The sequence below is a fragment of the Aureimonas ureilytica genome, assembly GCF_001475935.1.
Classification (GTDB): Bacteria; Pseudomonadota; Alphaproteobacteria; order Rhizobiales; family Rhizobiaceae; genus Aureimonas; species Aureimonas ureilytica_A.
Genome location: NZ_LDQA01000011.1, coordinates 60,889 through 84,267 on the forward strand (window position 1 = coordinate 60,889; position 23,379 = coordinate 84,267).

Here is a 23,379-nt window from a genome sequence, read left to right on the forward strand (position 1 = left end):
GACTGAACGATCGCGACACCACAATCGCGCCCTTCCAGCTCATAACCAGACGCATTGGTTTTATGTTGCAGAGCAAAACATATAATGTTTATTTGATGGAGAATTGATCGAGTCCAACGTCTGACGGCCGGGTATTCCTTATGCAAGATGGAACGGCCGGAGCGGCATCGTTCAGCCGCGAACTTCATGGGGCGAGAGGCTTGTTTGCCTTTCTCGTCTTCGTGTTTCACGTCCAGAATTCAGGTCTGACGCCGCTTTTCGGTTCGGAACGTCTCTCGTCTTTGCTTGCGCCGCTGGTCTTCGGCGTCGAGCTCTTCTTCGCTTTGAGCGGCTTCGTCATTGTTGGCACGCTTGCGCGGGCCAGTCGTCCTTGGTTCTTCCTGATCGATCGGCTGACGCGCATCTACCCCGTGCTTTGGGTGGGCGTCCTGACCGTTGTGGCCCTATCGCTTCTCAGCGGCCGCGAAGCGCCGGCCACTTATCAAGGCTGGACGCTGGCTCTCTATACGCTCGCAAACATGGCGGGCCTGCCCAATCTCATCCCCGTCCCCCTGTTTCTGGCCCCGGCTTGGACGCTGAGCTACGAGCTCTGCTTCTACATCCTGGGTTCGATCTATCTGGTGGCGCGTCGAAGATGGGCGATGAATCTGTTCCCACTTCTTCTGATTCTCAGCTTGCCCATCATCAACACGCATCCTCGGACGCTGTTTTTCTTGAGCGGAATTCTGGTGGCGACCAGATATGGGCGCTTCCTGCGCATTCCCGGGATCGAGAAGATGCCGGCTCTCGCGCTGCTCGTCTTCTTGTGGAGCTGGAGTTCCGCCTGGACCTACTACATCGAAGCTTTGGAGCCCCCCTCCTATACTTTGGTCGGTTGGATGGCCGATCCTCATATCCTCTACGTCGTCATAGCTTTCGCGTCCGCCACTTTGTTTCTGGATGCACTTGTACGAGGCGCGGGATGGGAGTCGACGTTTCTGCGCTCGCAGGTAGCGTTGTATTTCGGCACGATCAGCTACAGCTTCTACCTCTGGCATCCCGTGGTCATGGCCCTCGTCAAGGCCGGTCTGAAGGGGACAGGACTCCTCGCCATCGCGGGAAGCTTATCGCAGCTTCTTCTCTTCGTGGCTGCCTTGCCACCGTCGATTGTTGTTTCCCATGCCAGCCAACGCTGGCTGGAGCGCGACCTGACGCATTTCATCCGCAGCAAACTTCGCCGCGAGGCCAACGTATCCGCCCGTCCCGTTCGGGCAGAAGCCACCTAAGGCTCGGCCTCCGGCCGATTGCGAAGCGCATGAAAGAAGCTTGGTGATCCCAGTTGGATTCGAACCAACGACCCCCAGATTAGGAATCTTGGATAAACCATTGAGTTCAATGGGGGTCGTTTTCCTTCGTTAGGCATTCTGCTTGAGCCCGGTCCGATAGGGCCGTTGCATGTTCGATACCCCTAATAGAACAGCGGGCATTCTACCCTAGGAGTCTGTCTTTTTCGGAGGCTCAAATAATAGATTGAAAGTCCGAACATCTTTCGTGGAAACTATGTTGTTGAGTATTTTTTCCCAAGAACTGGTAATAGCGTTCAGATTCTCATCGCTATCTTCTTGGCTTGAAGGTGTGTCGCCCTGAATCGGCACGGTGGCAGCAGACGCCTCGTTCGCACTACGTTTCTCAACCTCTTTGAATGCGATTTCCCATTTCGAAGCATAGTCCTGATAAGCTTTTGGAAGAGAAAATTCTTTCTTACTCAAACTAGGCAAGCAAGGGGTATCTATATTTTCGACATTCATAAAAGATGTTAGAAAATCTCTTATATTTAAAGGCGTTGTGCCACCACCGCCTGTTAATTGTCGCTCCCGATCTCTAAGTTCACGGCGAAGAGCGTTCCGTTCTGTATTGATTGAAATTATCGGGTAAGGGCGCCCACCATGCACCCCCTTGAGTATTTCACGATTATGATAGGAGAACTTTATTGATGTCTTGTGCGATATCTCGGATTCCGCCAGCAACCACGCAAGCTCAATCGACACTACGCATTGATCTGAAGTGGCAAACCTAGTAAGTCGGAATCCTGTGTCTATACCTTTGCCTAAAAAGTCATAAGACGATGGAAGACGATCTGCATCTTCTTCCTCTTCTTCAGAAGGTAGCTCTTCGTATCTTACGTCACCAATTTTTCTAGGCGAAACAGCTACAATAACATTGTCGGTTGGAAAAGTCGCGATCCAAGCTCCACCTTTGACATCGAGATACCGGCCGCGGGAATCTAAGGTCGAGCCGTACTCACTCAAAGCGGCAGTAAACGAGACGACACACAGCGCTAAATGCTCCAAGCTTGTCACCGCACAACAAAAAACAAGCTCGTCACCAATAGTCTTCCAAACAGCTGGAATGATCCGCTCATCCGTTATGGCGACACCCATACGAGGAGCATTATCCAAACAAAAGCGATGCAGAAGATCAGGGAACTCGGAATAAAAGTTTCTAATCTCCTCCACCCAAGCTTGCCGCATCGAGGTTTCGTCGCGGTTGCTACCTGGACCAGCTTTATAGGCGGTCGACCCAACAAGATCGACAGACATGAATAAACGCAACCTATAGTGAGGACATGTAATCACTATGCAAGCTCTAAGCTTCTAGCGCGAACCTCCGCAGCCTTCTCACTAACACCAAACATTAACGCAACAACTGATAAGTTTCCTTCGTAGATCCTAACAGCATCCTGGAAAGCCTTTGCAGGCATCAAAAAAGAAGCAGCAAACCAATTCGCCTCCCATTCGCCACGCCGTTGCTGATCATCCGACTCATCTACCCAACGGGTAGCGACCATTCTAGAGCCATGCCACCTATTAGCAACGAGTGGGTAATGCAGTAGGTAATGCCCTAGCTCGTGAGCAATAGTAAACCGGTCACGCTTGGCTGACGTCAGGCTAGTTAGATATATCGTAAACTTACCGGACGGCTCAACAGAAATGGACTCTGGAATACCAGTCAATTCATCCACGGGGGTGTAGAACACAATGCGCCCACCGAGCTTCTCTATCAGAGGCTCAATGGCATCGCCCGGCTTAAAGCCCAGGTTACGAGCAGCGTTTTCCGCAAACTCCTGCACCGCAGCCTTTGATAGGCTGCTAGGAATAGGCTTCCTGACCTGCCCCACATGCTCAGTCGTGACGTTTGACATGAGGGAACCCAACCGTGTTATCCACGCTGGATATACGCCATCTTCTCAGGAAATCAATCCCACGCGCGAACGAGAACACCGCCAGAACTTTGCGCTCTGAAGGTGATTTGCATGGGGTGTAGTGCAACTAGCCGTCGCAGCATCTTGGTGACATACATCACATGAGCGGGTCACACAAGGGAATCATCAGTGGCAACTAGCGAACAATCGGTTTCTGAGGTTTTAGAGACCGCCAACAAAATTTTCTTTGATCAAATCAAAAGCGCCGATCAGAAGGCAGCTTACGTTCTTACGGTAGCACTTGCTCTCACCGTAACATCAGAGGTAGCCCGGAAAGCATTCCAGATATCTCAATACGCGAACAAAACACACTTCGAATATCTGGTGAGTGCTTCACACGTAATCTCCATTATCTTGACCCTAATATTCGCACTTGTCGTCATCTTCCCTAGATTTAGAAGCGGAGGCAGCGCTTTCTATTGGGGCGCGTGGCCAGACGCGGGAGAAAGATTGCAGCGGCAACTTAATTCAGAATCATATTCATCGATAAACGAGTATTTAGATAGCAATATAGTATTGGCTAAAATCTGCCGTAGTAAGTTCAAAAACCTTAGATATTCGTTTTCACTGCTGATTTTTGCATGTATAACGCACGCTATACTTCTTTCGATGGGTTGATCAGGTATAGAATAGAAATATTCCATTCAACAACTAGACATTTTGATGGGTCACGGCTCGTCCGTTAAGTCTTATGATTTGTAATCAGGGGGTCGCGGGTTCGAGCCCTGCAGCCGGCACCAGCAAATACAAGGGGTTAGCGCTCGACCGCTGGCCCCTTTTGCTTTTCGTGGTCCCAGCATGGTCCCCAAATTGGGAGTGAGAGAATTCACTCAAAGTTCGTCGGTCAGATTGTCTCTTGGATCTACATCAACCGCATCTGGGGAACTCGATGCAGCAAGTTCGAGCCCGATTGCGCATCCTCAGCGAGGTCGCACGGGGTAACTTCTAAGTCCTGCGCGCCGACTCCCATACGGTTGCAGCTGTGCGGCAAGTCAGGTAGCGCAGAATTGTAGGTCCTCGTCATTCAAAGGATTTCTTGATTGAAAGACATGCTGCAACGGTGGGCTGTTTCTCCTGCCGTGCTTATCCTAAGGCTTTTAGCGGTCCTGCTAGCCGGCCTATTGCTCGTGCATGTGGCCTATGTAGTCGCACATCCTTATCAGATCGACATCATTGGACGAACCTTGGCGACTGGGGCAGTCGCGCTAACCCGTGGGGAACCTGTTTATTCCGCACCCGCGCTCGCAATGCAGTACACACCGGGCTTCCTCGTACTCCAGGCGCTCTTTTTCCGGGTGTTCGGCTATGTCCCGCACCTGTGGATTTTTATAGGCTCTCTAGGCAGCATTACTTATGCGCTCACCTTGTCGGCATACTTTTGGCGACGGGCTCCGCTCATTACCCCACTCGTGCCTGCCTCTCTTCTCGCTTGCCTCTTTCCGGTGCTCTGGCCACGCGCGGACCTTTATGCTGTTCTATTGCTGGGCATTGGGTTCGTCGTCTTACTTGAGAAGCGGGCTGCGAGCATCGCGGTGCTGCTGTTCGGGTTGTCCTTGTTCTTCAAGCAGACATCATTGCCAGCGATTATCCTGGCCGCATTTCTGGGCTGCTATGACGGCCGGAGCGATTGGCGGGCTATCCGACGCAGCATCAGCATTGTGGGGTCTTCTGTTGCTGTCTTTGCCGTACTCCTCGCACTTTACGCAGCTGCCACCCAAGACAGTCTGAGGGACATGATCGCAATCTTCTCGATTGGTCGTGATCACCCAATCCCAGCCACCAATATAACGTATTACTCAATGATCTCCGCCGCCCTGACGGCCCTACCGACAATAGCTTTGCTGAAATCCTCGGGAGGCTACAAATTCCGCGTTCCCGTTATCGCGCTTCACGTCTTCAGCCTGCCCTATATTATCTTTGCAGCTAAAGCCGGCGGGCACTGGCACCACTTCCTTTTCCCAAGCCTCGCCTGGCTCTGGCTGCTTGGTCGAACAAGTGAGTCGCTTGCCATCCGTGACAGGGCGCTAGCTTTGACAACTATTGGATCACTTCTTGCGTTGCTGATTGCTGGATATTTTCAAGGGTTTGGGGGTCCGGTCCCAGCTACCGCAGAAGACCAACTCGCCGGCCAAGAACTAGCTACTTTCGTTGCGAATATCCCACCGCAACAGGCTCTGTTTCTAGACAGTGAAAGTGGACTTGGCCTAACAGTCGGCGCAACCTATCGAGGGCTAAGCACGCGCTATGACAGGGGTGCATTTGAGGAGCATATGGCGGCCGGCGATCACGTGCCGGCTGACCTGATCGTCCAAATACAATCAGGGACAATCCCTCTGATCATTCGGCGGTTAGGGCGTGAGTTGATGTTCACCGCCTATGGTAATTCCTACGCCCCGATGAACCAGACGATCAAGACAGGCTATGCGCCCTGCCAAGGGTATATATTGCAGTTCTGGGAGGTTTTGTGCTCGAAAAACGACCAAAACATTCGCTACTAGCTCCCGTCTGCTTCGGGCGCTGGCTGCCTTGCTATAATGCTGAGAACGCCTGCCCCCTCCGTTCGACACAACGTCAAGTGCCGCGGGACCGCATGATATACGGGAAGCCAGAACGCATCTTGAGAGCGTTCTGAAAAAGCCGAAAAACCATGAAAAAACAAAAGGCGTGAACTGGCGTAATGAGTATCAGAAACAGCTGAATTTCAGAATGCGCTCTGTTTTCGATACTGTGTGAGTGGCTTTGCGCAAGAGCCCTCACCCTTCATTCTGAAAAACGTTTTCCGCCGCGTTCTGAAAGCGATCTCAGTCCTCGCGCCAGACCGGCCGCCGAATGATCTTGATGGCCGTCAACGTCCGCACTCTGAGACTCTGGCGCTCGGATGCCGGTGGATCGACGGCGTAGACCTCCGTCGCATCCTTGAGTCCGCAGCCCTCGCACTTGAGGCGACCCATCATGCTGTCGACTTCGATATTGCCGAGGAGCATCATCATGTCCGCCGAATGGTAGTGGCGTGTCCGCCGGCACATGTTGCAGCGGACACGGATCAGCATTCCCAGATCGTGGGTCTGTTTGAGGGTCAGTCCGATGTTGTCCCTGCGCGGCATAAGAACGGATAGAGAACGCGTCAGTTGATTCGGCAAGTGCGACCGTCAGTCAGTTTCCAAGGATTTGCGCACGGCCGAGGCGATTTCATCGGGCGACTGCCCCTTGGACGCGGCCACCCAAGCCGCATGGGCGGCGCGGTCCGCAAGCGGGCGACGCGCACCCCGAAGGGCAACCACCCTCGCCTCCAGTCGCTCGACATGCTCGCGCACAGCGTCCAGCTCGTTACGCCGATCCGTGCGCCCGATCGCGCGTATCCAGTCCGCATAGCGCCGGAGAATGGTAATCGTGCGTTCCATGCCGACACTATGGGCGGCAGGCCTTAAACACGCCTGATGATCAGACCCCCGAAACGCAAAAAGCCCCGCTCCCGGCTTGCTGGCCGAGAGCGGGGCTTTCTTATGTTTCGGATCGAACGTGCGAAGCTTCGTCCAGCTCGCGCCGGAGAGCCGAGATTTCGGACTGGAGCCGATCGACCTTGGCGTTCAGGTTGATGATGATCTCCTGCAAATGCGCCTCGCGCTGGGCCGCCTCGGCGAGCGCCAAGCGCAGCGTGATGGCGCGGTCCAGTTCGGCTTCGTAGAGTTCGCGCATCCGCTGCGCATTCGCGGCCGATCGTTCGGCCTCCACACGAACGACCTCGTAAAGCCGTTCGCGCTCTTCTTTCATTTCGTCGCGCTCATCCGAGCGGCGCTCGTCCTCGGCCGCCCGGCGAGCTGCGTCCCGCCTTTCGGCCCGGTCCAAAAGGTATTTGCAGCCCGCGCCAACCGCCAGGAAGAACGGCGTCAGAACCACGAACAGATTGGCGATGCGATCCCAGTCCAAAACCCATTCCATTCTCATCGCCTCATGCGATGGCGATGCGAGCGCTCGCCAGATGTGCTCATTGGCTCGTCAGGAGTTGCCGGCGATCACTGGCCGATCGGCCGTCTCGCTCGCCACCGGCCGTAGAGCGTCAGACCGAAGCCGATCGCCTGCCCGGCCGTCGTGAGCGCCGACACGATGTCCGCTGTTTGCTCGGCCGTGACGGGCAATTCGCCGATCAGCGGCTTGGCGATCGTGCAGACGCCGGCCACGATCACGCCCCAGGTGACGCGGCTCTGATACCAGGGCTCATTGTTGGTCGCGTTGAGCACGATCGGCGCGACGGCTTCCACGACGCCGGCAGCGACGCGAGACACGTCCTTGCTGTCGAGCGAAATGCTTGGGTTCTTGGCCGCGTCCATGAGGATCGCGGCGATCGGCGGCGCAACCAGGTCTTCGGCCGCGAGGCGCTGGCTGGCATCTTTAGGCAACGGCATGACGTGTCCTTTCAGGCGTCGAGGGTGAGGTATTGGGAGGCGACGAAGCCGAGATGGCCGGCGGGCGTGCGCACCTCGCTCCAGCCGCGATCGTGGTCGAGCACGGCGAGGCGCGCTCCGCGCGGCAGCGATCCGACGATCTCGCCGTCAGGTGCGCGGCGCAGGTTGAGACGCGGCGCGGTGACGGTAGCCGTCAGCTCCATTTCCTTGGCCGCTGGCGCGCTTGGCTGCCCCGCAGGCTCCAAGACAGCCGGCGCGGCGCGCTTGCCGTCCAGCACCGCTTGAACCTCGCGCCGGAGCCGATCGCCGACGACGCGAGCGCCGAACACGGCCGGGTCGAAGGCCAGCCGCGCGATGTCCCATTTGCCGCGCTGTTTGATCCCGAGATTGCCTTGCACCTCGGCATGGGTGAGCACGGTTTCGGGCGTGACCGGGATGGAGTAGGTCCGGCACAGCTCCGCGATGATCTCGACACCAGCTTTCCATTGCTCGGCCGTGGTCGGTTGCTGGCCGGGATTGAACGGGCTTTCCGTCGCGCCTGCCATGGAGCACAGTGACAGGCCGATCGAGCCCGAGTTGCAGCCGAGCGTGTGAGCGGCATAGTTGCCCCGGATCGGCGCTTGGTTGGCCGAGATCGGCAGATCGCCGCGCACGAGGTTGCCGTCACCCTCGACGATCAGGTGATAGTGCTGGCGGTCGAGGGTGGACGCCACATGCGCCCCGCCCGTCCAATGCAGGATGACGCGCGCCATCGTCGCGGCGGGAAGCCACGATTTGGGTATGCTCATAAGGATCTCCAGAAACAAAAGAGCCCGGCGCTATGGCCGGGCTGGTTGGGTCAGGCGGCGGCTTCGTAGGCTGCCGCGAGAGACGCGATGGCGGGCTTTGCCGCCGTCACCTGAGCGGCCATCAAACCTTGCGCCATCTCATTGGGGTGGATGCCGTCATTCGTGAGCGACAACTTGACGGTGGCGCCGGCAGCGTGCCCGTACTGGAGCTGATAGCTCGGCCCCCCGGATTTCGTGAAGTCGGCGAAGCTGGGGCTTCGGGAGGCAGGACGAAGCGTGGTGTCGAAGCCTCCGTTGGCGTTGGCCGCCGTGGTCAGTACGTTGTAGCTCCGCTGGAAATCGAGCCCCGAAGAGCCGGTGTTGGCCGTGCCCGGTTCGAAGACCAGAGTGGCCCCAACGGGAGCCTGCGCGGAAAGCCGGACGGTTGCCGTGCGCAGATCGAGGCTCTGAGCCGCCGCATCTAGGAACGTTGCCGAGAACGACTGCTCCTTCCACTTGCTGCCGTTGCGGATCGGCGCTGCGCTATCGATCGACACGTTGATCAGGCCATCGCCGCCCGCCAGCACCCAAGCGGTCCAGTCGGCCCAAGAACCAGTCGTGCCGTTATTGGCGTCGGCTGTCTGGTCGGCCTCTGTCGTCCAGGCCGTGTTGTTCGACGGGGCTCCCCCGAAGTTGGTGGACGGCGGGGTCGTCGTCTGGGCGATCGGGATGCCGGGCCATGCCTGCCGGATGGCGTTGTACATGGCGGTCGCAACGATCTTCATCGCCGCGAAGCCGCGATTAACGTCGTTCCGCCCATGCTCGCTGACAACGACGTTGAAGGGCGGCTTACTCTGGCCGAGCGCGCCGAAGATGGCCTTCAGGTGCGTCACCAGGGAGCGTGTTGGCCCGTTCACGCCGGACTGTCCGTCACCAAGATTGTCCTGGTAGACGGTTGACATGTTGGTCGAGAAGCGTGCGGCCGAGAAGACATCGATCCTCGCGCCCTGCGAGTTGGCGTTCAGACCTTTCTGGATGAAGCCGGACACGCCGCGATCGTTGATGAAGGGCACGCCGTCGGTCGTGTAGTCCGCGATTGACGTGCCGATGAGAAGAGCAACCGCGCGCCCGGCTGGACAACCCTTGGCGAGGAAGCAGCTCGGCCCGAACATGCCGCCGATCGGCGTAAAGACCTGCGTCTTGTTGGGCGTCGTCAGCGAAAGGTCGCTGTTGCCGGTGGTCGAGCACTCACCTGCGAGGTAGCGCGTGAGCATGACCGGGAAGGCGGACCCATCGGGCGAGTTATCGTAAAGGTCCAGCCAATAATCGGTATCGGGCAGGAGCGCACCTGCGAGCGGATCGTGCCAGATGAAGTCGTAGATCAGCGGCTGAAGGGTGTAGCTTCCCGCGCCGTTGAACTTGCAGACCTCAACGAGGTTGTCCGACATGTCGCGGTATTCGGCGCGCTGAATGGTAATCGCGAACTTGCTAGGGCGAACGCCGTAGATCGACATCGCACTGTTATCGAAGAGGTGACGGGCCTCCGTAAGGGGGACGCCCCAGGGAGATGTGCGGACCTTGACCCGGCGATATTGATATTTGGAGCTTACGGTAGCGGTGCCGCCGTCCCATTTGGCCACGTCGTTGTTGGTCGTGAAGCCATTGCTGCCCGTGCCCCAATCGCCGGCCATGACGTGGCGGCTGGACGCGATCATGTAGCGACCGGCCCTGCCCCCGCCCGGCGCAATGATGCCCGCCCCGATCGCACCGGCCAGCGAACGACGATTGGCGCTCTGACGCGCCCGAGAAACGGCCATGGCTGGCCTCCTATGATTTTGGGTGAGTGAGATGCGCATCAGCCGCGCGGGCTGGACTTCGCAAGTCTTGCGAACGATGGTCGCCGAGGCGACCCGTCAGCGGTCGTTATCTGACCGCGCCACCATTCCCCGACTCACGGGTGGCGCGGTCAGATCAGCGCGAGGGCGCCAGCAACTCGGCCGCACGATCCGCGCCGAACAGTTCGGTGGCAAGCTGTGTCAGCAGCGGCCAGAGTTCATGATCGCTGCGGAAGGTCTTGGCCTTTTGGAACAGGTTGCGGCTGCGCGCACCTTGTTCGCTCATGGTCGCTTCGACAGTCTCCGCTTCCGCCGCCGTCAGGCGCTCCCAGAACACCATGGCGTCCACCACAGTGACGAGGGTCGGCGGCGGCAGATCGATTGCGACCACAGCGCCATTCTCCCAACGACGACAGCCGGGATTGCTCAGGAATTCGGCCCACTGATCATCCGTGATCTCGACAGCATCCGCAGGCACAGTGCAGTCCGGGTTGGGTTCTTCGCCGATCACGGGCGGCAGCGGATAGGGATCATCAGGCGTCGGCTCGGCCGCCTCGCCGTAGACGGGACGTGTGCGGGAGCCGTGCAGGTCCGAGGAAAAGAACGAGGCCGGAAGGCCGTCTGCGTCGAAACACGCAAAACGCTGCATCATGCTCAATACCCCACGGCGATATATGGAACCTTGGTGAAGATCGCGCCGGCGCTCACATTGTTGCGGCACTGGACCGTCACCGTGCTGCGCGTCTTGGACAGGCCCATGTTGCCCAACAGACGGTCGTCGCCCGCTGACGTTTCAGTCGTGCCGCCAAGCACGACTTGAGCGCATTCGGTCGGGAACGTGGTCGGGAACGTCGCCGAACCCGTGTGATCCACACCGTTGCTGGAGGCCAGCGAGACAGAGCCCCACTGGACGATCAGCCCGGACGGCAGCACCTGATAGCCGATGCTGGCGAGGCTCTTGGGGGCCGCCTTGTCCTCCCAGATGCGATATTGATTGTTGCCTTGGCTGTAGCCGCCCCAAGCCAGGACATTGCTCGTGTTGAGGCCAAAATAGGTCGCAAAGCTGCCCTCACGGTGCAGCATGATCGCGGCCATGCCGCCATTGGCCTGCGTCCCGTAGACCTCCAGCGCCGAGCGATCCGGGTCGGGATGGCCCATGAACCCGAAACTCTCGAACCGCTGGCGACCGGGCAGCTTGGCGATCCCGGTCGATGGGTCGATGATGCGCAGAAGGGCGTCGTGCTGCCCATCCCACATCTTATAAACCCACGGGGTCGCGCTCGTATCGAGCCAGACCATGCCCGGCTTGACGTAGCTCGGCCGAGTGGAGCCGGAATGCGAGGTGTCCTCCGCATCCCGGCGGGCGTTGAGCTTGGACGCCAGAGCCGGCCCGCTCGTCTGACTCGGTATGATGGTGCCGAAATCGGCCTGCGTCATGTCATGCTCCCATAGCCCTTGGCGACCACATCCACCGTCCGCGCCACCGGCTGACCGGAAGCGTTGCGGAAAGCGATCGTGAAGCCGTCAGGCCCTTTGTTCGTGATGGTTGACGTATCGCCCGGCTGGAGGTCTTGATCCGCTGTGGCGACGGCTGGCGTGGCGCGAAACGGCGGGTCGAAGACGATCCGTCGCCCGCCCGCCGGCACCGGCACATCCTGAAGCCCGACCACACGGTCGGGCATGTCGATCACCAGCCGCAGGGCCGTTACCGCAGGCGTCGTGACAGCATAGGCATCGCCGATCGAGCCGACTTGCGCCGCCTTGAGCCGGAGCCGGAACTGCATCGCTCGCGCCGTCAGATCGCCGACCGTGACCGGCCGCCAGTCGCTCCATTGCGCCAGTGAAGGCGCAACGTCGGTCGTGGAAACCTCCAGCTCGACGCCCCACTCTTCGGGAACCGTGGCGTCGAGCGAGGCCACATCCGACAGAAGCAGCCATTGCTCCATCGTGTCGGTCAGGCTTTCGCCAAAGGCTTCGATCTGTGCCGACACCCGGCTTGTCGCCATCGACCCCAGATCGATGAGACGCGGGACATAGTAGTAGCCCGATGTCTCGACGCCGATCGTGTCTGCGTCACCGTCGCCGTCCTGAAGGTTTACGACGGCATCGAGCGTTTCCCACGTGGACATGAGCGCGCGGCGAGCGAGCCGCAGGGCACCGTCCATAACCTCGACACGATCCGCCGTGCCCGCCCACGTGGTGTCTTCGATGACCTCCACCACGTTGAGATTGTCCAGCGCGGAGATGCTAGATCGAACCGCCGAAGAGTTTGCAGATCGCGATCCGTTCGCTCGCCCCGCTTTAACGAGGTAGGTGCCGGCCCTAGTCGGCACCTGCACACCCGGTTGCGCGCGCTCGTTGAGTGGCACAGCCAGATTCCAGCGGTCATCACCCGATGCCGAGAACCGAACCTCGTAGAACGTGACGCTCGGATCGGCGACCGGCGTCCACCGGAGCGTCGAGGCCGGGCCGAGCGCGTCGATCCTCAGATCGGTCACGTCGGGAGGCGGCAGAAAGAGGCTGCGGAGGTCGATCGCCTCCGTTTCTTCCCATCGCGAGATGCGCCCGTCCGCGAAAATGGCGCGCACTCGTGCGCCATAGACGTTGGGCTCAAGTCCTGGGATCGTCACCGTGTTGATCGGGGTGATCGCCGTTGGACCCGGCCGCCACCGCCCATCAGCCAGCGAATGGCTGATGAACTCGACCTCATGGCGTTCCACGTCGCCACGAGCCGGCGGAAGCCAGGACAGACGCAAGGCCGCCGTCAACTCGCCCCCCTCTTGCGGGAGGAAAACCTCCTGCCACACGACCGAGCGTGGCGGCAAATGGTAGAGGTCGATCGGCGCTTGCACCGGGCTCGAAAACGCAGGGATTGCACCCCGATCCGCCTGACCGATCGCCGGGGCATCATCCACGAGCGTCACGCGGGCCGAGAGATCGCCCTGCGCTTCAATCGACAAGATGCGGTAGACCGCCGTCTCAGTCGTCAGCTCGCCGAGGGCAAAGAGGTCGCCGACCTCCGGCATGGCCCCGCCATCGGCGGCGAGCTGCACCACGCGCCCCTCGCCGCCGACAATGCTGTCCACGTCGCGGATGCGCTGCGCGCCGTCACGCAGGCGAAACCGCAGGCGATAGGAGGCCGAGCCGAGCACGATGCTTTCGCTCAGCGTCACCCTGTTGCGTGCACCATCCACCGCCGTGACGCGGCCCCAGGCCAGCCCGAGCTGGAGCACGTCATGGCCGACCCGCACCCGGTCGCCACGCGTGCAGACCAGGTGCTCGAAATCGACGTTCAGCGTGTAGGTGGCGGGTCGCAGGCGAAGCTGCGCGATATGAAACCGCCCATGGCGCCAGATCGTGGCGGGGTCAGTGACACCGGGAAATTCGATCCCCTCGAACAGGGTCGCGTTCGCCGGGCCGTAGCCGTCGTCATAGACGATCCGCTCGTCTTCCACGTACCCCTTCTCACGGTTGACGAACCGAACCCGCCAAGCGTGGACGGGCTCGCGATACTCGACGCGGGCTTCAAAGCCCCAGCTATTCGCCGGGGTGAACATCTGGACAACATCGGAGGCGAGATCGTCCCAGATCACCGACCAGCGCCCGTCCCGCCACAGCGGCATGGCGCGCCCGGCCGCGCAGATATCCAAGAGCGCGTCCCAGACCGACACGGCCGAGAGCCGCACATGGTCATACCGAAACCCCTGCGCGGCGCAGTAGGCGTCCCATTGCTGGAGCCGTTCCCGGTCGATCAGTTCGAGCGGCACGGGCCGCGCGTTGGCGGGACCGCGCAGGACGTCCAGAAACGCATCGGCAGGGCTGCGAGTGTGAACCAGCGCGTCGGTGTTGACCGAAGGCAGGATCGCCGTCACCAGCGCGTTGAGCGTGTCGAGCTGGCCGTTGAGCTGCGAGGTCGCGCGGATGCGGACCGCGATCAGGGCGAGCGGCTTGCCGTAGGTGACGGGCTGGCCGGGGCGCAGGCCCCGGAGCGTCGTCCACACGGCCGTCTTGACGATGGTTTCCTTTTCCAGACCAGGGATTTCGTCGGGGTCGATGCGCTTGATCTCGAATTCGTACTGACCCTGCGCGACGGCGATATAGATCGACCGGCGCACCGTATCGCTCGACTTGATGTATTCGAGGATCGCGGGCGCGGGGCTCCAGTCCTGCGTTCCCACGACCCGGTAGCGCGCCTCGATATGGATCGGCAGGGGCTGGCGCTTGCCCTCTTTCTGGAGCCAGTAGACGCCGTTGGGAAACACCACGTCGAAGCTGATGCCGGTCACGTCCGTTGCGGTCACGCGGCGCTGCCAATCGCTGTCCGAGGACAGATCGACCGATAGGGCCTCTTCGATGACCTGCGACGGATAGAGCGTGATCGGCGGCTCGCCCGGAAAGCCCTGCCGAACCTCCAGATCGTAATCCTGAAACGACGAAAGCGGCGTCTCGCCGATCTTGATGTCCGTGATCTCGCGCGGCCCGTAGCCGAGGCAGAACAGGCAACGCAGATACTGATCCTCGCCGACCGTCTCCGTGTAGGGCGGTGCCGCAAAGAACGGCGTCATGCGGTGCTGGCCGTAGACGACCGGGATAGCCTCCCACGGCGCGCCTTGGTTGCGACTGCCGGTGAGCGAATAGCTCGGCTTTTTGTCCGGCTGTTTTTCCAGCTCGGCCGGGCGGGCCGCGAACAGCGCGTTGAGCACGAAATTGGCCGCGAGCGACAGGCCGAGGCCGATGATTTTACCGGCGATGCCGAGGCCGCCCAGGAAGGCCGAGACGCCTGCGGCGGCCGACGAGATCGTGGCGACGAGACTGGCGAGGGCCGCCGAGATCGGATCGGCGGGAGCTGCCCGCAATACCAGCGTCGCGCCGGTCTTGGGCCGCACCCGCGACCAGCGATCCCGCGCGATGGCGTGGCCGTCGATCGAAGCGACCATGCCGCTTGCCGCCGCCGTCAGCCCCTCTTCGGCTTGGACATGGGCGACGATCTCGGTCACCGACAAACCGGCCGGAGCCTTGTGTTCCTGACGCGTGGCGCGGAACGGATGGCGCGCCACGAGAACGCGCACGGTATCGCCCTCGCCCAGCACATCGCCGAGCAAGGCCGCCTTCGCGGGCAATGCGGTCATGACAGTCTTTCGTGCCGGAAGATGCCGAGGATGCGCCGACGCAGGCGCGGGGATTGGGCGGGCTCCATCAGGGAGCCCGTGCCGCGTTCAATGTGCAGGACCATGCCCCGGCCAGCCCAAAGGCCGACGTGCCGGGGCTGGCCGCCGAGGCTCATCAGGACGCCATCGCCGAGCCGAGCGGCCGAGGCATCCACCTCGCGCCAAGGGCCGAGATGACCGGCGATCAGCCCCGCCAGCGCCTCGCCGTCCTCGACGGTGTTGTAGCCGTCGCCATAGGACGGCAGCACCAACCCGAACCGCTCGGCATAGACGAGGCGCAGGAGGCCCCAGCAATCGAGGCCGGCGCGATCCCGGCCGTGATCGGCAAAGGGCAGGCCAACATAGTCACCTAAGCTCATGGGCAGACCATAGTTAGCCTACAACAAAAATGGCGAAATCGTGTCATGGCGCTTAAAGGGTTCGCCCCGAGCGTGTATGTGCTTCATGGTCAATATTCGGAGCACCGCCATGAAAACCGCCGTCGTCGTCTCTGCCCTTCTCGCCCTCGCCGGCTGCCAAGCCGTGCCAATGGCATCAACCCCACGTTCGATCGCCTTCCAGGGTGGCGGCCAAGCCTTTATCGCCGACGCCACCCTCAAGGCGCAGGTGCACTGCCAGCAATGGCAAAGGGACGCCGAGATCGTGAACGATGGAGGCCAGACGGGCACCTCCAGCTTCCGCTGCGTTGACCGCCAGAAATAGGCCCCGTCAGAACAGCCCCGGAAAGCCGGAGGGATCAAAGTTACCCGCCGGGAACGGCTTGTCGGTGAGATCGTCCAGCCCGAGCTGGAGCGTCATGGACGAGGCATCGAACGTAACGCCTTGGACCTGAAAGGCCGGGAAATCGATCTCCACCGCGTCTGGGGAAGATGCCAACACAATTTCGATCCGCACTGTCGACGGCGTCGGAATGGATCGCACCATGGAGACCAAGGTGCGATCCACATTGTCGAGGACAATTTGTGCGACGGGCGCGCGCTCGCTGACATCATCCGGCAGTGAGATCGCGAACGGCAGGAAATCATAAAGCGCGCCACGACTCGCCGTCCCGTAGCGCAGCGGTTGTTCCGAAAGGCGCGCAGTCGGATCGCCCGACAAGCGGATCGGGGCCGAGAGCATGGGGTGCGAGATCGTCAGCAAGACGACCGGCACTTCCCCCGTTTGCTGGCCGAACATCGCCCCGCGCAACGAGAGCGATACCGTCCTCAAGGCAGCACTTCCAGCGTCAATTCGCAGCTATAGGTCTGACCCGTCTCACGCATCCAATTCGGCATTTCCTTGAGACGCACAAGCACCGTCCCATCCTTGGATTGCGCCGGGAAACGGAACGGCAGCACTCCACCCAAAAGCGTGACCTCTAAGAAATCCCGCGCCACCGCCAATTGCGCGCGAGTGAAGCGAAAACGCCCCGAGAGCGCGCCCGGCATAGCCGACGATCGCCGCCGAAGCTTTGCGGGGCCGACATCCATAGACGAAACGATGCGACCGTCACCGATCGCCTCGTTGGTTGTGCCCAAGAGAAAGCACTGCGGCAGCGATGCCGGCCAGACGGAAACCGCCATTGGCTAAACCCTTTTCAAAGCTGGTCGAGCGCCGAAGCCGCTGCGAAGGGTGGAATTTGACAGGGTGCCACGAGTGCCGATCTTCTCGGCAATCGCTTTATCGAGAACGACCGACATCGATCCGTCGCTTTGCCGCTCCACACGGGCATCCGCTTCAACGCCGGTATTGTTGACGACATTGAGCTTGACCTGCGGCATACCAGCCGACGTCCCGGACAGGTTGGGCGCTTGCAGGCTTGGCAGATTGTGGTTCGGAATGATCGTGCCGGATCGCCCCGGCACGAACAACTCAGGCCCACGCTCACCAACCTGATAGAGACTGCCGCCCCGTACCGCGCCGCCGTTGGCTCGACCAGGAACGGATGCAGCGCCCGAGCCGCCACCAAAGAGCCCACCGAACAAGCTGCCCAAGAGCCCGCTCCCTTTTGTGCCGCGCGCGCCAAACAGATCGTCAATGATCGAGTCGATCCCGCTTTCGAGGAGCCGATCACCGATCCGAGCCAGAGCGTTTCCCAACGCCTCGGACGCAGACTTGCCCTCGCGAAGGTCGGAAATGAACGAGCCCAGCACGTCGCGCGCGCCGTCGCGGAAATCATCCATGCGGTCGATCGCGGATTGCTGCGCATCTTCCAAGTCTCGCAGACTTTGCGCCGCCACCTCTTCGGAGGCGGCAGCGATGCCCCGCGCGTTGGCCAGCTCCAGGATGGCCGCTCGGAGTTCATCCGTGATCGGTATCCCCTCGCGCTTAAGCTCGTTTTCGAGCCGCGCGATCGTCATCGCCTTTTCGCGCTCAGTGGTGGACGCGCTCATGAGCGAGGTTTGAAGGACGATCCGCTTGGTTTCCTCGTCAACCGAGCCGAGCATGTCATCGATTGTTTTTTTCAGTTCCTTGCGCTTCTCCGCTTGCGCCTCAAGCGCAGCTTCGGAAGGCGTTAGATCGCCGGCGGCGCGTCGCGTATCGGCAGCCCGGCGATCGGCATAGGCGATCACATCGTCAACCGTCTTCCCGCCGCCGAGGATGCTAGCATTGTTCTTGATGGCCTCGGGGCGGATCAGGCCAGCCAGCGGCGTTCCCGGCGCGGCCTGAAGCACTTTCTTGGCGTCGTTCACGCCGAGGAAGTGCGACAGATGCAGGTTGCTTTCCGTCACCGCCAAGCCCGCCTTCTGGAGGACGGAAGCGTTTTCCTGCGCATAGGCTTCAATCAGACGCCGCGAGACATCGGCATCCGTTCGCAATGAAAGGATCGCATCCCGGCCCAAGCTGGCGGCCCGCTCCGGGTAGTAACGGCGAAACAAGTCGAGCCAGGTGCTTTCGATGAACTGACCAACGCCCGTTGCCGACGAATTGGGGTTCTTGGCCGTCCGATCTCCGCCGCTTTCGGCCTTGACCGTCCGTTCGACGTAGGAAGACGTAGCCGCCTTACTGTTACCGTCGATCAGCGCCTTTTGATCGGCTTGCTCCAACTCCTGCCGAGCCTTCAATCGAGCGCCGGCAGCGGCGATGTAACCGCCCGCCTTTTCGACCTCATCAGCGATTTCCTTCGCGCGCTTTTCGATCTCCAGTTCGCGCGCATCCAAAGCCGCGATCCGATCCCGCTCGCCCAAGACGCCATCCGCCTTGCGGATTTGGTCCATTCCCGCATCCTGCGCAGACCGAAATGAAGGCGCAGCATTCGCGCCCCCCGCCGCCTTGGCATTGAATTGCCCTTGCAGATTGATCAACTGCACCAGCTTTCGAGCGGCGGCCTCCAAGGCTTTCACGAGCTGATCGGTCTCGCCCGAAATGTCTGTCTCGGCGATCTTGTCGAGTTCGCGCAGGACATCGCCAGCTTTGTCCGGCGTCGTTTGAAGCAAGCGACCCAGCCGCTCGATGTTGTCGAGCGCCGACAGGTCGGACTGACTCCGGAACATGTCGGAGAACCCGCCCCGAAGCGTTTTTGTCAGATCGAGAAGGCGTTCGATCTCGGCCCGCCCCTCCGTCAGACCGAGGCCGGACAAGAGATCGCCAGCGATGTTGCCACCCGTGGCGGTCAGCGCCCGGATACGCCGCTCAATATCGCGGAGGCCCCGCGCGATCTGCCCCGCGCTCAGCCGATCGAGCGAGTCTTCAAGCTCTTTGACATCGGACGCCGCCCTTTTCGCGCCCGTGCCCACTTTCGCGAGCATGCCGTCCAGACCGTCGAGACTGTCCGCCGATTTGTCAGCCGATCCGCCCATCACCGCGAAGGCGGCGGCGATTGCCCCGATCGTCCCAACGATCGGCCCCAAGGCCAGAGCCAACAGGGCGCGGCGAAACAGAGCCGTGGAAGCAGCAGCCGAAACAACGCCGCCCGTGTAGCGAGCAATCGAAGCAGACGCCAGATTGATCACGGGCGACACGCCGGCATAGGCCCCGATCAGAAGGCGCGTGACGATAATGAGCTGCCCGACGCTCAGGATCGCACCGCCGATCGCGCGCCCGACCAGCGCGCCGGACAGGATCGCGCCGAACTTCAGGACAGTATCGGCTATGTCGTCAAAGTCGTCCGCGAAGGCGTTGAGCGCCACAATGAAGCGCTGCGATGCCCCAAGGCTGTCATCCGTCTGGCCAATATAACGAACCAGGGCGTTTTCGATCTTCTGAAACGCACCTTCGAACGTGTCGGCGGACTTGCCGACGCGGGCCTGCAATTCCTTGCTGCCCGCGATCACCCCGTCAAAGAACTCTTTGCTCGAAAGCTCACTGTTTTTGGCGGCCTTGATCAGCGCCCCGAGATCGCCGTTGAAGCGCTTGATCCCGTTCGCCGCAGCCTCCAAGAGCGCTGGCGCGCCGTCGATCAGCGAGTTGAACTCTTCCGCCTGGATGATCGGCGAACGCAGCGCCTGCCCGAGCTGGAGCAACGCGCCAGCGGACTCGGTGGCGCTTCGGCCATCCGCCTTAAGCCCTGCCGCCACGGCTTCGGTGAACCGGAACACGTCCTGTTGGTCGTTCGTCAATTGCTGGCTGGCGCGCGAGATTTGCCCGTATAGCGAGACCTGCGCATTCAGCTCCACGCCGTACTTCTGCGCTTGATCGAACAGCCGCTCCAAAACGGCGGACTGCGCGTCGGCGGGCACCTTGGCCGAGATCAGCGCATTCCCGGCCCGCTTCCAGGCGTCGGCATATTGGATGATTTGCTGCGTCCCGATCACCCCGGCCGCCGTGGTGGCGATCGAGCGGATGTTTACGTTCATCCGCTTCGTGCTTTGCGCCACACTATCATCCGTGCGGCGAATGCCCATTTCGATGCGCGCTGCCGCCTTATTAAACGCCGACGCAGCCACGGCCATTTCGTCGTCAAAGCCCGCAACCTTGGCTGTGATCTGGTAGACAAGCTCTTCCGCAGTAATGGACATAGATCGATCCTAAGCACCGACGAACGCAGCCAGCTCGTCAACCTCATCCAGCGATAGCTCGCGCGCGGCCTCTTCATCGGACTGATGGGCGCGCCGATACCCATCCGCCGCCGCCTGGAACTGCCAGAGGCTGCACCGATCGACCTGATCGGGCGACCAGCCCATCACGGCTCCGGCTGCGTAGAAGCCGGCGAAGGCGAGTGCTCCATTGGGTCGCGCACGCTCTCCGCCGGCACCCGTTTTCCCAGGCGTTCATCCTCGACACCGTGGATCGCCGCCATCACGACCGAGTAGGCGAGCACGACGTTCGAAGCCAAAGCCCCGTCGTGGACATGACGATCCACGAGCTTGCGGGCTTCGTCCTGCGCTGTCCCCGCGCCCATCAGGCCGAGGCGAAGCGTCTCGCGCACATCGTCAACGAGCCATTGGCCAGCCTGCAAGCGCCCGGCGATAACGGGCGGCCCCGAGTGGTTGCAGCGCTCCTGAAGCTGGCGCAGCTCCCCGATGCGGAGACGGAACGAATACGTTCCATCCCAGCAATCGAGGTCGATTTCGCCGCCCCGGCTCAAGCCTCCGTCCTCTTGAAGGCACCATCGCTTTCCATCTGGATCGAAAGCTGGACGCGGGCTCCGTCATCCGCCGTCAGCTCCATGGAGGAGATGTGGAAACGCTGTTCATAGGTGATCTTCGTCGCGCCCCAGTCCATTTCCACCCGGCAGTTGACCGACTCCGTGCTCTCGAACGCCTTTTCCCAGACAGGAAGCGCCGACTTGGCGAGGATCCCCGAACCGCTGATCGAGGACGACAGACTGCGAACGTCACGCGCGACATGGGACGGCGCGTCGGGATCGTCACAGTCGGGAACGGTGACATCGGTCAGCTCTTTCGAGCGGCTGAAAGACCGCGAAGTGAAACCGCAAGGCGCGGTGAACACTTCCGGGGTCGCGCCATTGCCGAGCAGGACGCGGAACTTACCGAACCGCATGGTTTGTGGTTGGGCCACGTTGGCCTCCCTTGATTGTCGCGATGGGACAGGTGCTGAAACGAAAGGCCAGAGGCCCGCTTATTCGGCCTCGACAGAGGCGCGAAGGTCGATCGCCGCGTGGGACGTGATGCCGTCCGCGTCGCGAAGATATCGAATGGCGTGGACGCGCAAATCAGTGAGCGTCGCCCCTTCGAAGGGGATGATCTGACGATGCAGAAGAGCCCGGATCGCCCCGGCGATCCGCTTCGACTGGACGAAACCCGGCTCACTTGTCCAAACGTCGATTTGCTGCGCGATCAGGACCGCGCGGATGCAATCGGCGTCATCATCCGCCTCGTCGCACGGCCCGAACGAAACATAGGGCGTCAAAGCGCCGATCGGCACCGAGTCATAGACCGGAGGGCTGCCATCGATCGTACCTTGGAGGCGATCGAAGACAGCCTTTTGCAGGGCAAGGGCGTAGCTCGTCATGGCGAGGACCGCGCCCTGCGAATGGCGCGGATCACCGCATTGCTCACGGCGCGGTCGATCTTGCGTTTGTTGCCCCGAATGGTCGGATAGAAGAAGGGCTGCGCGGGCGCGCCCGGATGTTGCTTTCCTTCATGCTGCCCGCCGGCAATGTGCGGCGCGGCCCCGAACTCTACGAGATGCGCATAGCGCACATCATAGTTGCCGGCAGAAATCCGCACGGAAAGCTCATGATCCCCACCCCCGCCTTGGGAATAGAGGACACGAGCCTGATCGCCGTATCGCCATGTGATGCTATCGCGCAGCTCGCCGGACTCGACCGGAACACGCCCGCGCATCTCGACACAAAGCCCTTCCGCAGCCGCCGCCAACTCGCGCCGAATTTCCTTTTTGGCCTCGGCCGGGATGCGTTTGAGCGTCTGCGCGATGCGCGCCTTCGCCTTCAGCGTCTTGGCGTTGTTCTGGCGCGTGATAGCCGCTCTGCGACCTTTGGAAAGGCCGGAGTTCTGCCCGTCACTCATCGGCGTCCGCCTCCGGCTTGGCCTCCAGAGCGCCGGCCTCGACGGCGGCGTCATAGTGCGATTTCGGCACATTGCCGGACCATCCGGCCGGGTAAGCCACGATCGAAGGCTTGCCCGGCACGCGATAATCGAAATCCTTCGCAAATGTCGCTTTCGGCATCAGTCTGGCCCTCCGCTTTCGGCTGTTATGTCGAGGAAAGCGCGATCGGCGCTCGGGACGATGGCGCGAACATTGTAGACTTGCCCTGTCCGCGTATCGGTGGCGCGCCAGTCGGTTTTGATGTCGCGCGTCTGCGCGGTCCGTCGAACGCGGATGACGACGGGTTGCCGCCCCGCCAAGCGCGAGGCGATCACGGTCTCGGAGCCCTTCAGGTAGCGAATGTGCGCCGACACCGTGATCGCAGGCACGAACGGTCCAGGGCGAGTGTTCCCGTAGCCATCCGGCACACCACCTCGCACCCCGAACGAAACGCGGTCGGAGAGTTTCCCGGCACTCATCAGCTCCACACCCGATACGGCCAGAGCAACCGTTCGACGGTCGTCGGCATGTTGATCGGAGCCTTGGTTCCCTCGGCCGTGCTTTCCCGGTTGGCGTAGAGATCGCCGACCATCAGCAGGATCGCCGCCCTGATCGGTGCGGGAACGACCTCATAGCCGGCGACAAACTCGACGCGCACGGCTTCTTCGGTCGCCAAGGCATCAGGCCAACGATGACCGAAGGACGGACCTAGCAGCGAGCCCCGAACTTCATAGTCGCCGACTGGCACAGCCGACACCACGTTGGCGGCGTCGAGATAGCGAACGGAAACGATGCGAACGACCGGCTCATAAGGGAGCCGCATCGCGTCGCAGAACGCATCCAGCCGTGCCTCCAGTGTCTGCAAGCCGATGGATCGTCCCAGCCAGCCCTCCGGCCCGTCGATATGCCCCTGCGCTGCCGCAATGAGGCTCGCGATAAACGCGTCATCCTCAGGCCAATCGACCCGGAGATGACGCTTGGCCTCGTTCAGCGAGACCGCCGCCAGAGGCGGAACAATGACGACGGTCCGCATGG

28 protein-coding genes and 1 pseudogene are annotated in these 23,379 nt (G+C 61.1%); 5 read left to right on the forward strand and 24 right to left on the reverse strand.

The features are described from left to right. Nucleotides 1–140: 140 nt before the first annotated feature. Nucleotides 141–1,265, forward strand: a complete 1,125-nt coding sequence (locus tag NS365_RS04465; RefSeq protein ID WP_082684411.1) for an acyltransferase family protein — start codon at nucleotides 141–143, stop codon at nucleotides 1,263–1,265. A gap of 207 nt (nucleotides 1,266–1,472) precedes the next feature. On the opposite strand, the gene NS365_RS24015 is transcribed toward NS365_RS04465, so the two are convergent. Continuing rightward, complete coding sequence (locus tag NS365_RS24015; RefSeq protein WP_153003650.1) at nucleotides 1,473–2,579, reverse strand: hypothetical protein; 1,107 nt, start codon at nucleotides 2,577–2,579, stop codon at nucleotides 1,473–1,475. Nucleotides 2,580–2,614: 35 nt separating this feature from the next. Continuing rightward, nucleotides 2,615–3,181, reverse strand: coding sequence for an ImmA/IrrE family metallo-endopeptidase (locus tag NS365_RS23455; protein ID WP_082684412.1), 567 nt, complete (start codon nucleotides 3,179–3,181; stop codon nucleotides 2,615–2,617). Between the two features lie 384 nt (nucleotides 3,182–3,565). Here NS365_RS23455 and NS365_RS25310 point away from each other — a divergent pair, with 384 nt between their 5' ends. Together NS365_RS25310 and NS365_RS04475 are read left to right on the forward strand one after the other, a co-directional pair. Next, on the forward strand, nucleotides 3,566–3,859 hold the full coding sequence (locus NS365_RS25310; protein ID WP_430515412.1) for a Pycsar system effector family protein: 294 nt from the start codon (nucleotides 3,566–3,568) through the stop codon (nucleotides 3,857–3,859). Between the two features lie 422 nt (nucleotides 3,860–4,281). Beyond that, complete coding sequence (locus tag NS365_RS04475; protein ID WP_153003651.1) at nucleotides 4,282–5,739, forward strand: hypothetical protein; 1,458 nt, start codon at nucleotides 4,282–4,284, stop codon at nucleotides 5,737–5,739. A 303-nt stretch (nucleotides 5,740–6,042) separates the two neighbouring features. Here NS365_RS04475 and NS365_RS04480 read toward each other — a convergent pair whose 3' ends face one another. From NS365_RS04480 to NS365_RS04525, 10 genes are all read right to left on the reverse strand, one after another. Further along, complete coding sequence (locus NS365_RS04480; protein WP_153003652.1) at nucleotides 6,043–6,291, reverse strand: hypothetical protein; 249 nt, start codon at nucleotides 6,289–6,291, stop codon at nucleotides 6,043–6,045. Between the two features lie 99 nt (nucleotides 6,292–6,390). Beyond that, entirely contained in the window at nucleotides 6,391–6,642 is a 252-nt protein-coding gene (locus NS365_RS04485) for a hypothetical protein (protein ID WP_058599085.1), read from the reverse strand. Between the two features lie 100 nt (nucleotides 6,643–6,742). After that, a complete protein-coding gene (locus NS365_RS04490) occupies nucleotides 6,743–7,180 on the reverse strand; it encodes a hypothetical protein (RefSeq protein WP_058599086.1) in 438 nt (145 codons plus the stop codon). Between the two features lie 74 nt (nucleotides 7,181–7,254). Then, entirely contained in the window at nucleotides 7,255–7,644 is a 390-nt protein-coding gene (locus NS365_RS04495) for a hypothetical protein (RefSeq protein WP_058599087.1), read from the reverse strand. Nucleotides 7,645–7,655: 11 nt separating this feature from the next. Beyond that, on the reverse strand, nucleotides 7,656–8,432 hold the full coding sequence (locus NS365_RS04500) for an N-acetylmuramoyl-L-alanine amidase (protein ID WP_082684413.1): 777 nt from the start codon (nucleotides 8,430–8,432) through the stop codon (nucleotides 7,656–7,658). Nucleotides 8,433–8,482: 50 nt separating this feature from the next. Further along, on the reverse strand, nucleotides 8,483–10,102 hold the full coding sequence (locus NS365_RS04505; RefSeq protein WP_153003653.1) for an SGNH/GDSL hydrolase family protein: 1,620 nt from the start codon (nucleotides 10,100–10,102) through the stop codon (nucleotides 8,483–8,485). A gap of 280 nt (nucleotides 10,103–10,382) precedes the next feature. Further along, nucleotides 10,383–10,898 (reverse strand): hypothetical protein, encoded by a 516-nt coding sequence (locus tag NS365_RS04510; RefSeq protein WP_058599089.1) that lies wholly within the window; start codon nucleotides 10,896–10,898, stop codon nucleotides 10,383–10,385. Nucleotides 10,899–10,900: 2 nt separating this feature from the next. Next, a complete protein-coding gene (locus NS365_RS04515) occupies nucleotides 10,901–11,683 on the reverse strand; it encodes a gp53-like domain-containing protein (protein WP_058599090.1) in 783 nt (260 codons plus the stop codon). Continuing rightward, nucleotides 11,680–15,375: a host specificity protein J gene (locus NS365_RS04520; protein ID WP_058599091.1), complete on the reverse strand. Its 3,696-nt coding sequence runs from the start codon at nucleotides 15,373–15,375 to the stop codon at nucleotides 11,680–11,682. Before NS365_RS04520 ends, NS365_RS04515 begins: the two co-directional genes overlap by 4 nt. Next, nucleotides 15,372–15,773 carry an NlpC/P60 family protein gene (locus NS365_RS04525; RefSeq protein ID WP_058599092.1) on the reverse strand — a complete coding sequence of 134 codons (402 nt, stop codon included), beginning with the start codon at nucleotides 15,771–15,773 and terminating at the stop codon, nucleotides 15,372–15,374. Before NS365_RS04525 ends, NS365_RS04520 begins: the two co-directional genes overlap by 4 nt. Before the next feature lie 109 nt (nucleotides 15,774–15,882). On the opposite strand from NS365_RS04525, the gene NS365_RS04530 reads away from it, so the two are divergent. Beyond that, nucleotides 15,883–16,116, forward strand: a complete 234-nt coding sequence (locus tag NS365_RS04530; RefSeq protein ID WP_153003654.1) for a hypothetical protein — start codon at nucleotides 15,883–15,885, stop codon at nucleotides 16,114–16,116. A gap of 6 nt (nucleotides 16,117–16,122) precedes the next feature. Here the strand turns inward: NS365_RS04530 and NS365_RS04535 are convergent, their stop codons facing one another. The 4 genes and pseudogenes from NS365_RS04535 to NS365_RS25315 all read right to left on the reverse strand — a co-directional run. Next, nucleotides 16,123–16,590, reverse strand: coding sequence for a DUF1833 family protein (locus tag NS365_RS04535; protein ID WP_058599094.1), 468 nt, complete (start codon nucleotides 16,588–16,590; stop codon nucleotides 16,123–16,125). A 29-nt stretch (nucleotides 16,591–16,619) separates the two neighbouring features. Then, entirely contained in the window at nucleotides 16,620–16,976 is a 357-nt protein-coding gene (locus tag NS365_RS04540) for a hypothetical protein (RefSeq protein ID WP_058599095.1), read from the reverse strand. 3 nt (nucleotides 16,977–16,979) lie between these two features. Further along, nucleotides 16,980–18,698 (reverse strand): hypothetical protein, encoded by a 1,719-nt coding sequence (locus NS365_RS24900; protein WP_244498356.1) that lies wholly within the window; start codon nucleotides 18,696–18,698, stop codon nucleotides 16,980–16,982. A gap of 912 nt (nucleotides 18,699–19,610) precedes the next feature. Next, nucleotides 19,611–20,189, reverse strand: a pseudogene (locus NS365_RS25315) (tape measure protein); the annotation flags it as partial. Between NS365_RS25315 and NS365_RS24910 the strand changes: the two are divergent. Next, nucleotides 20,074–20,325: a hypothetical protein gene (locus tag NS365_RS24910; protein ID WP_244498358.1), complete on the forward strand. Its 252-nt coding sequence runs from the start codon at nucleotides 20,074–20,076 to the stop codon at nucleotides 20,323–20,325. The pseudogene NS365_RS25315 and the gene NS365_RS24910 overlap by 116 nt on opposite strands. Before the next feature lie 35 nt (nucleotides 20,326–20,360). Here NS365_RS24910 and NS365_RS24390 read toward each other — a convergent pair whose 3' ends face one another. From NS365_RS24390 to NS365_RS04575, 8 genes are read right to left on the reverse strand one after another with little or no spacing between them, the layout of a single operon-like run. Further along, nucleotides 20,361–20,516 (reverse strand): hypothetical protein, encoded by a 156-nt coding sequence (locus tag NS365_RS24390; RefSeq protein WP_193753386.1) that lies wholly within the window; start codon nucleotides 20,514–20,516, stop codon nucleotides 20,361–20,363. Then, nucleotides 20,516–20,920, reverse strand: a complete 405-nt coding sequence (locus NS365_RS04550) for a gene transfer agent family protein (protein WP_058599097.1) — start codon at nucleotides 20,918–20,920, stop codon at nucleotides 20,516–20,518. Before NS365_RS04550 ends, NS365_RS24390 begins: the two co-directional genes overlap by 1 nt. Further along, nucleotides 20,917–21,354, reverse strand: a complete 438-nt coding sequence (locus tag NS365_RS04555; RefSeq protein WP_058599098.1) for a phage tail tube protein — start codon at nucleotides 21,352–21,354, stop codon at nucleotides 20,917–20,919. Before NS365_RS04555 ends, NS365_RS04550 begins: the two co-directional genes overlap by 4 nt. 60 nt (nucleotides 21,355–21,414) lie before the next feature. Further along, nucleotides 21,415–21,807 (reverse strand): DUF3168 domain-containing protein, encoded by a 393-nt coding sequence (locus NS365_RS04560; protein WP_058599099.1) that lies wholly within the window; start codon nucleotides 21,805–21,807, stop codon nucleotides 21,415–21,417. After that, nucleotides 21,804–22,325, reverse strand: coding sequence for an HK97 gp10 family phage protein (locus NS365_RS04565; RefSeq protein WP_058599100.1), 522 nt, complete (start codon nucleotides 22,323–22,325; stop codon nucleotides 21,804–21,806). Before NS365_RS04565 ends, NS365_RS04560 begins: the two co-directional genes overlap by 4 nt. After that, on the reverse strand, nucleotides 22,318–22,485 hold the full coding sequence (locus tag NS365_RS24395; RefSeq protein ID WP_193753387.1) for a hypothetical protein: 168 nt from the start codon (nucleotides 22,483–22,485) through the stop codon (nucleotides 22,318–22,320). The genes NS365_RS04565 and NS365_RS24395 overlap by 8 nt, the downstream gene beginning before the upstream one ends. After that, nucleotides 22,485–22,823, reverse strand: a complete 339-nt coding sequence (locus NS365_RS04570) for a head-tail adaptor protein (protein ID WP_058599137.1) — start codon at nucleotides 22,821–22,823, stop codon at nucleotides 22,485–22,487. Before NS365_RS04570 ends, NS365_RS24395 begins: the two co-directional genes overlap by 1 nt. Further along, nucleotides 22,823–23,377 (reverse strand): head-tail connector protein, encoded by a 555-nt coding sequence (locus NS365_RS04575; protein ID WP_058599101.1) that lies wholly within the window; start codon nucleotides 23,375–23,377, stop codon nucleotides 22,823–22,825. The genes NS365_RS04570 and NS365_RS04575 overlap by 1 nt, the downstream gene beginning before the upstream one ends. Nucleotides 23,378–23,379: the final 2 nt, after the last annotated feature.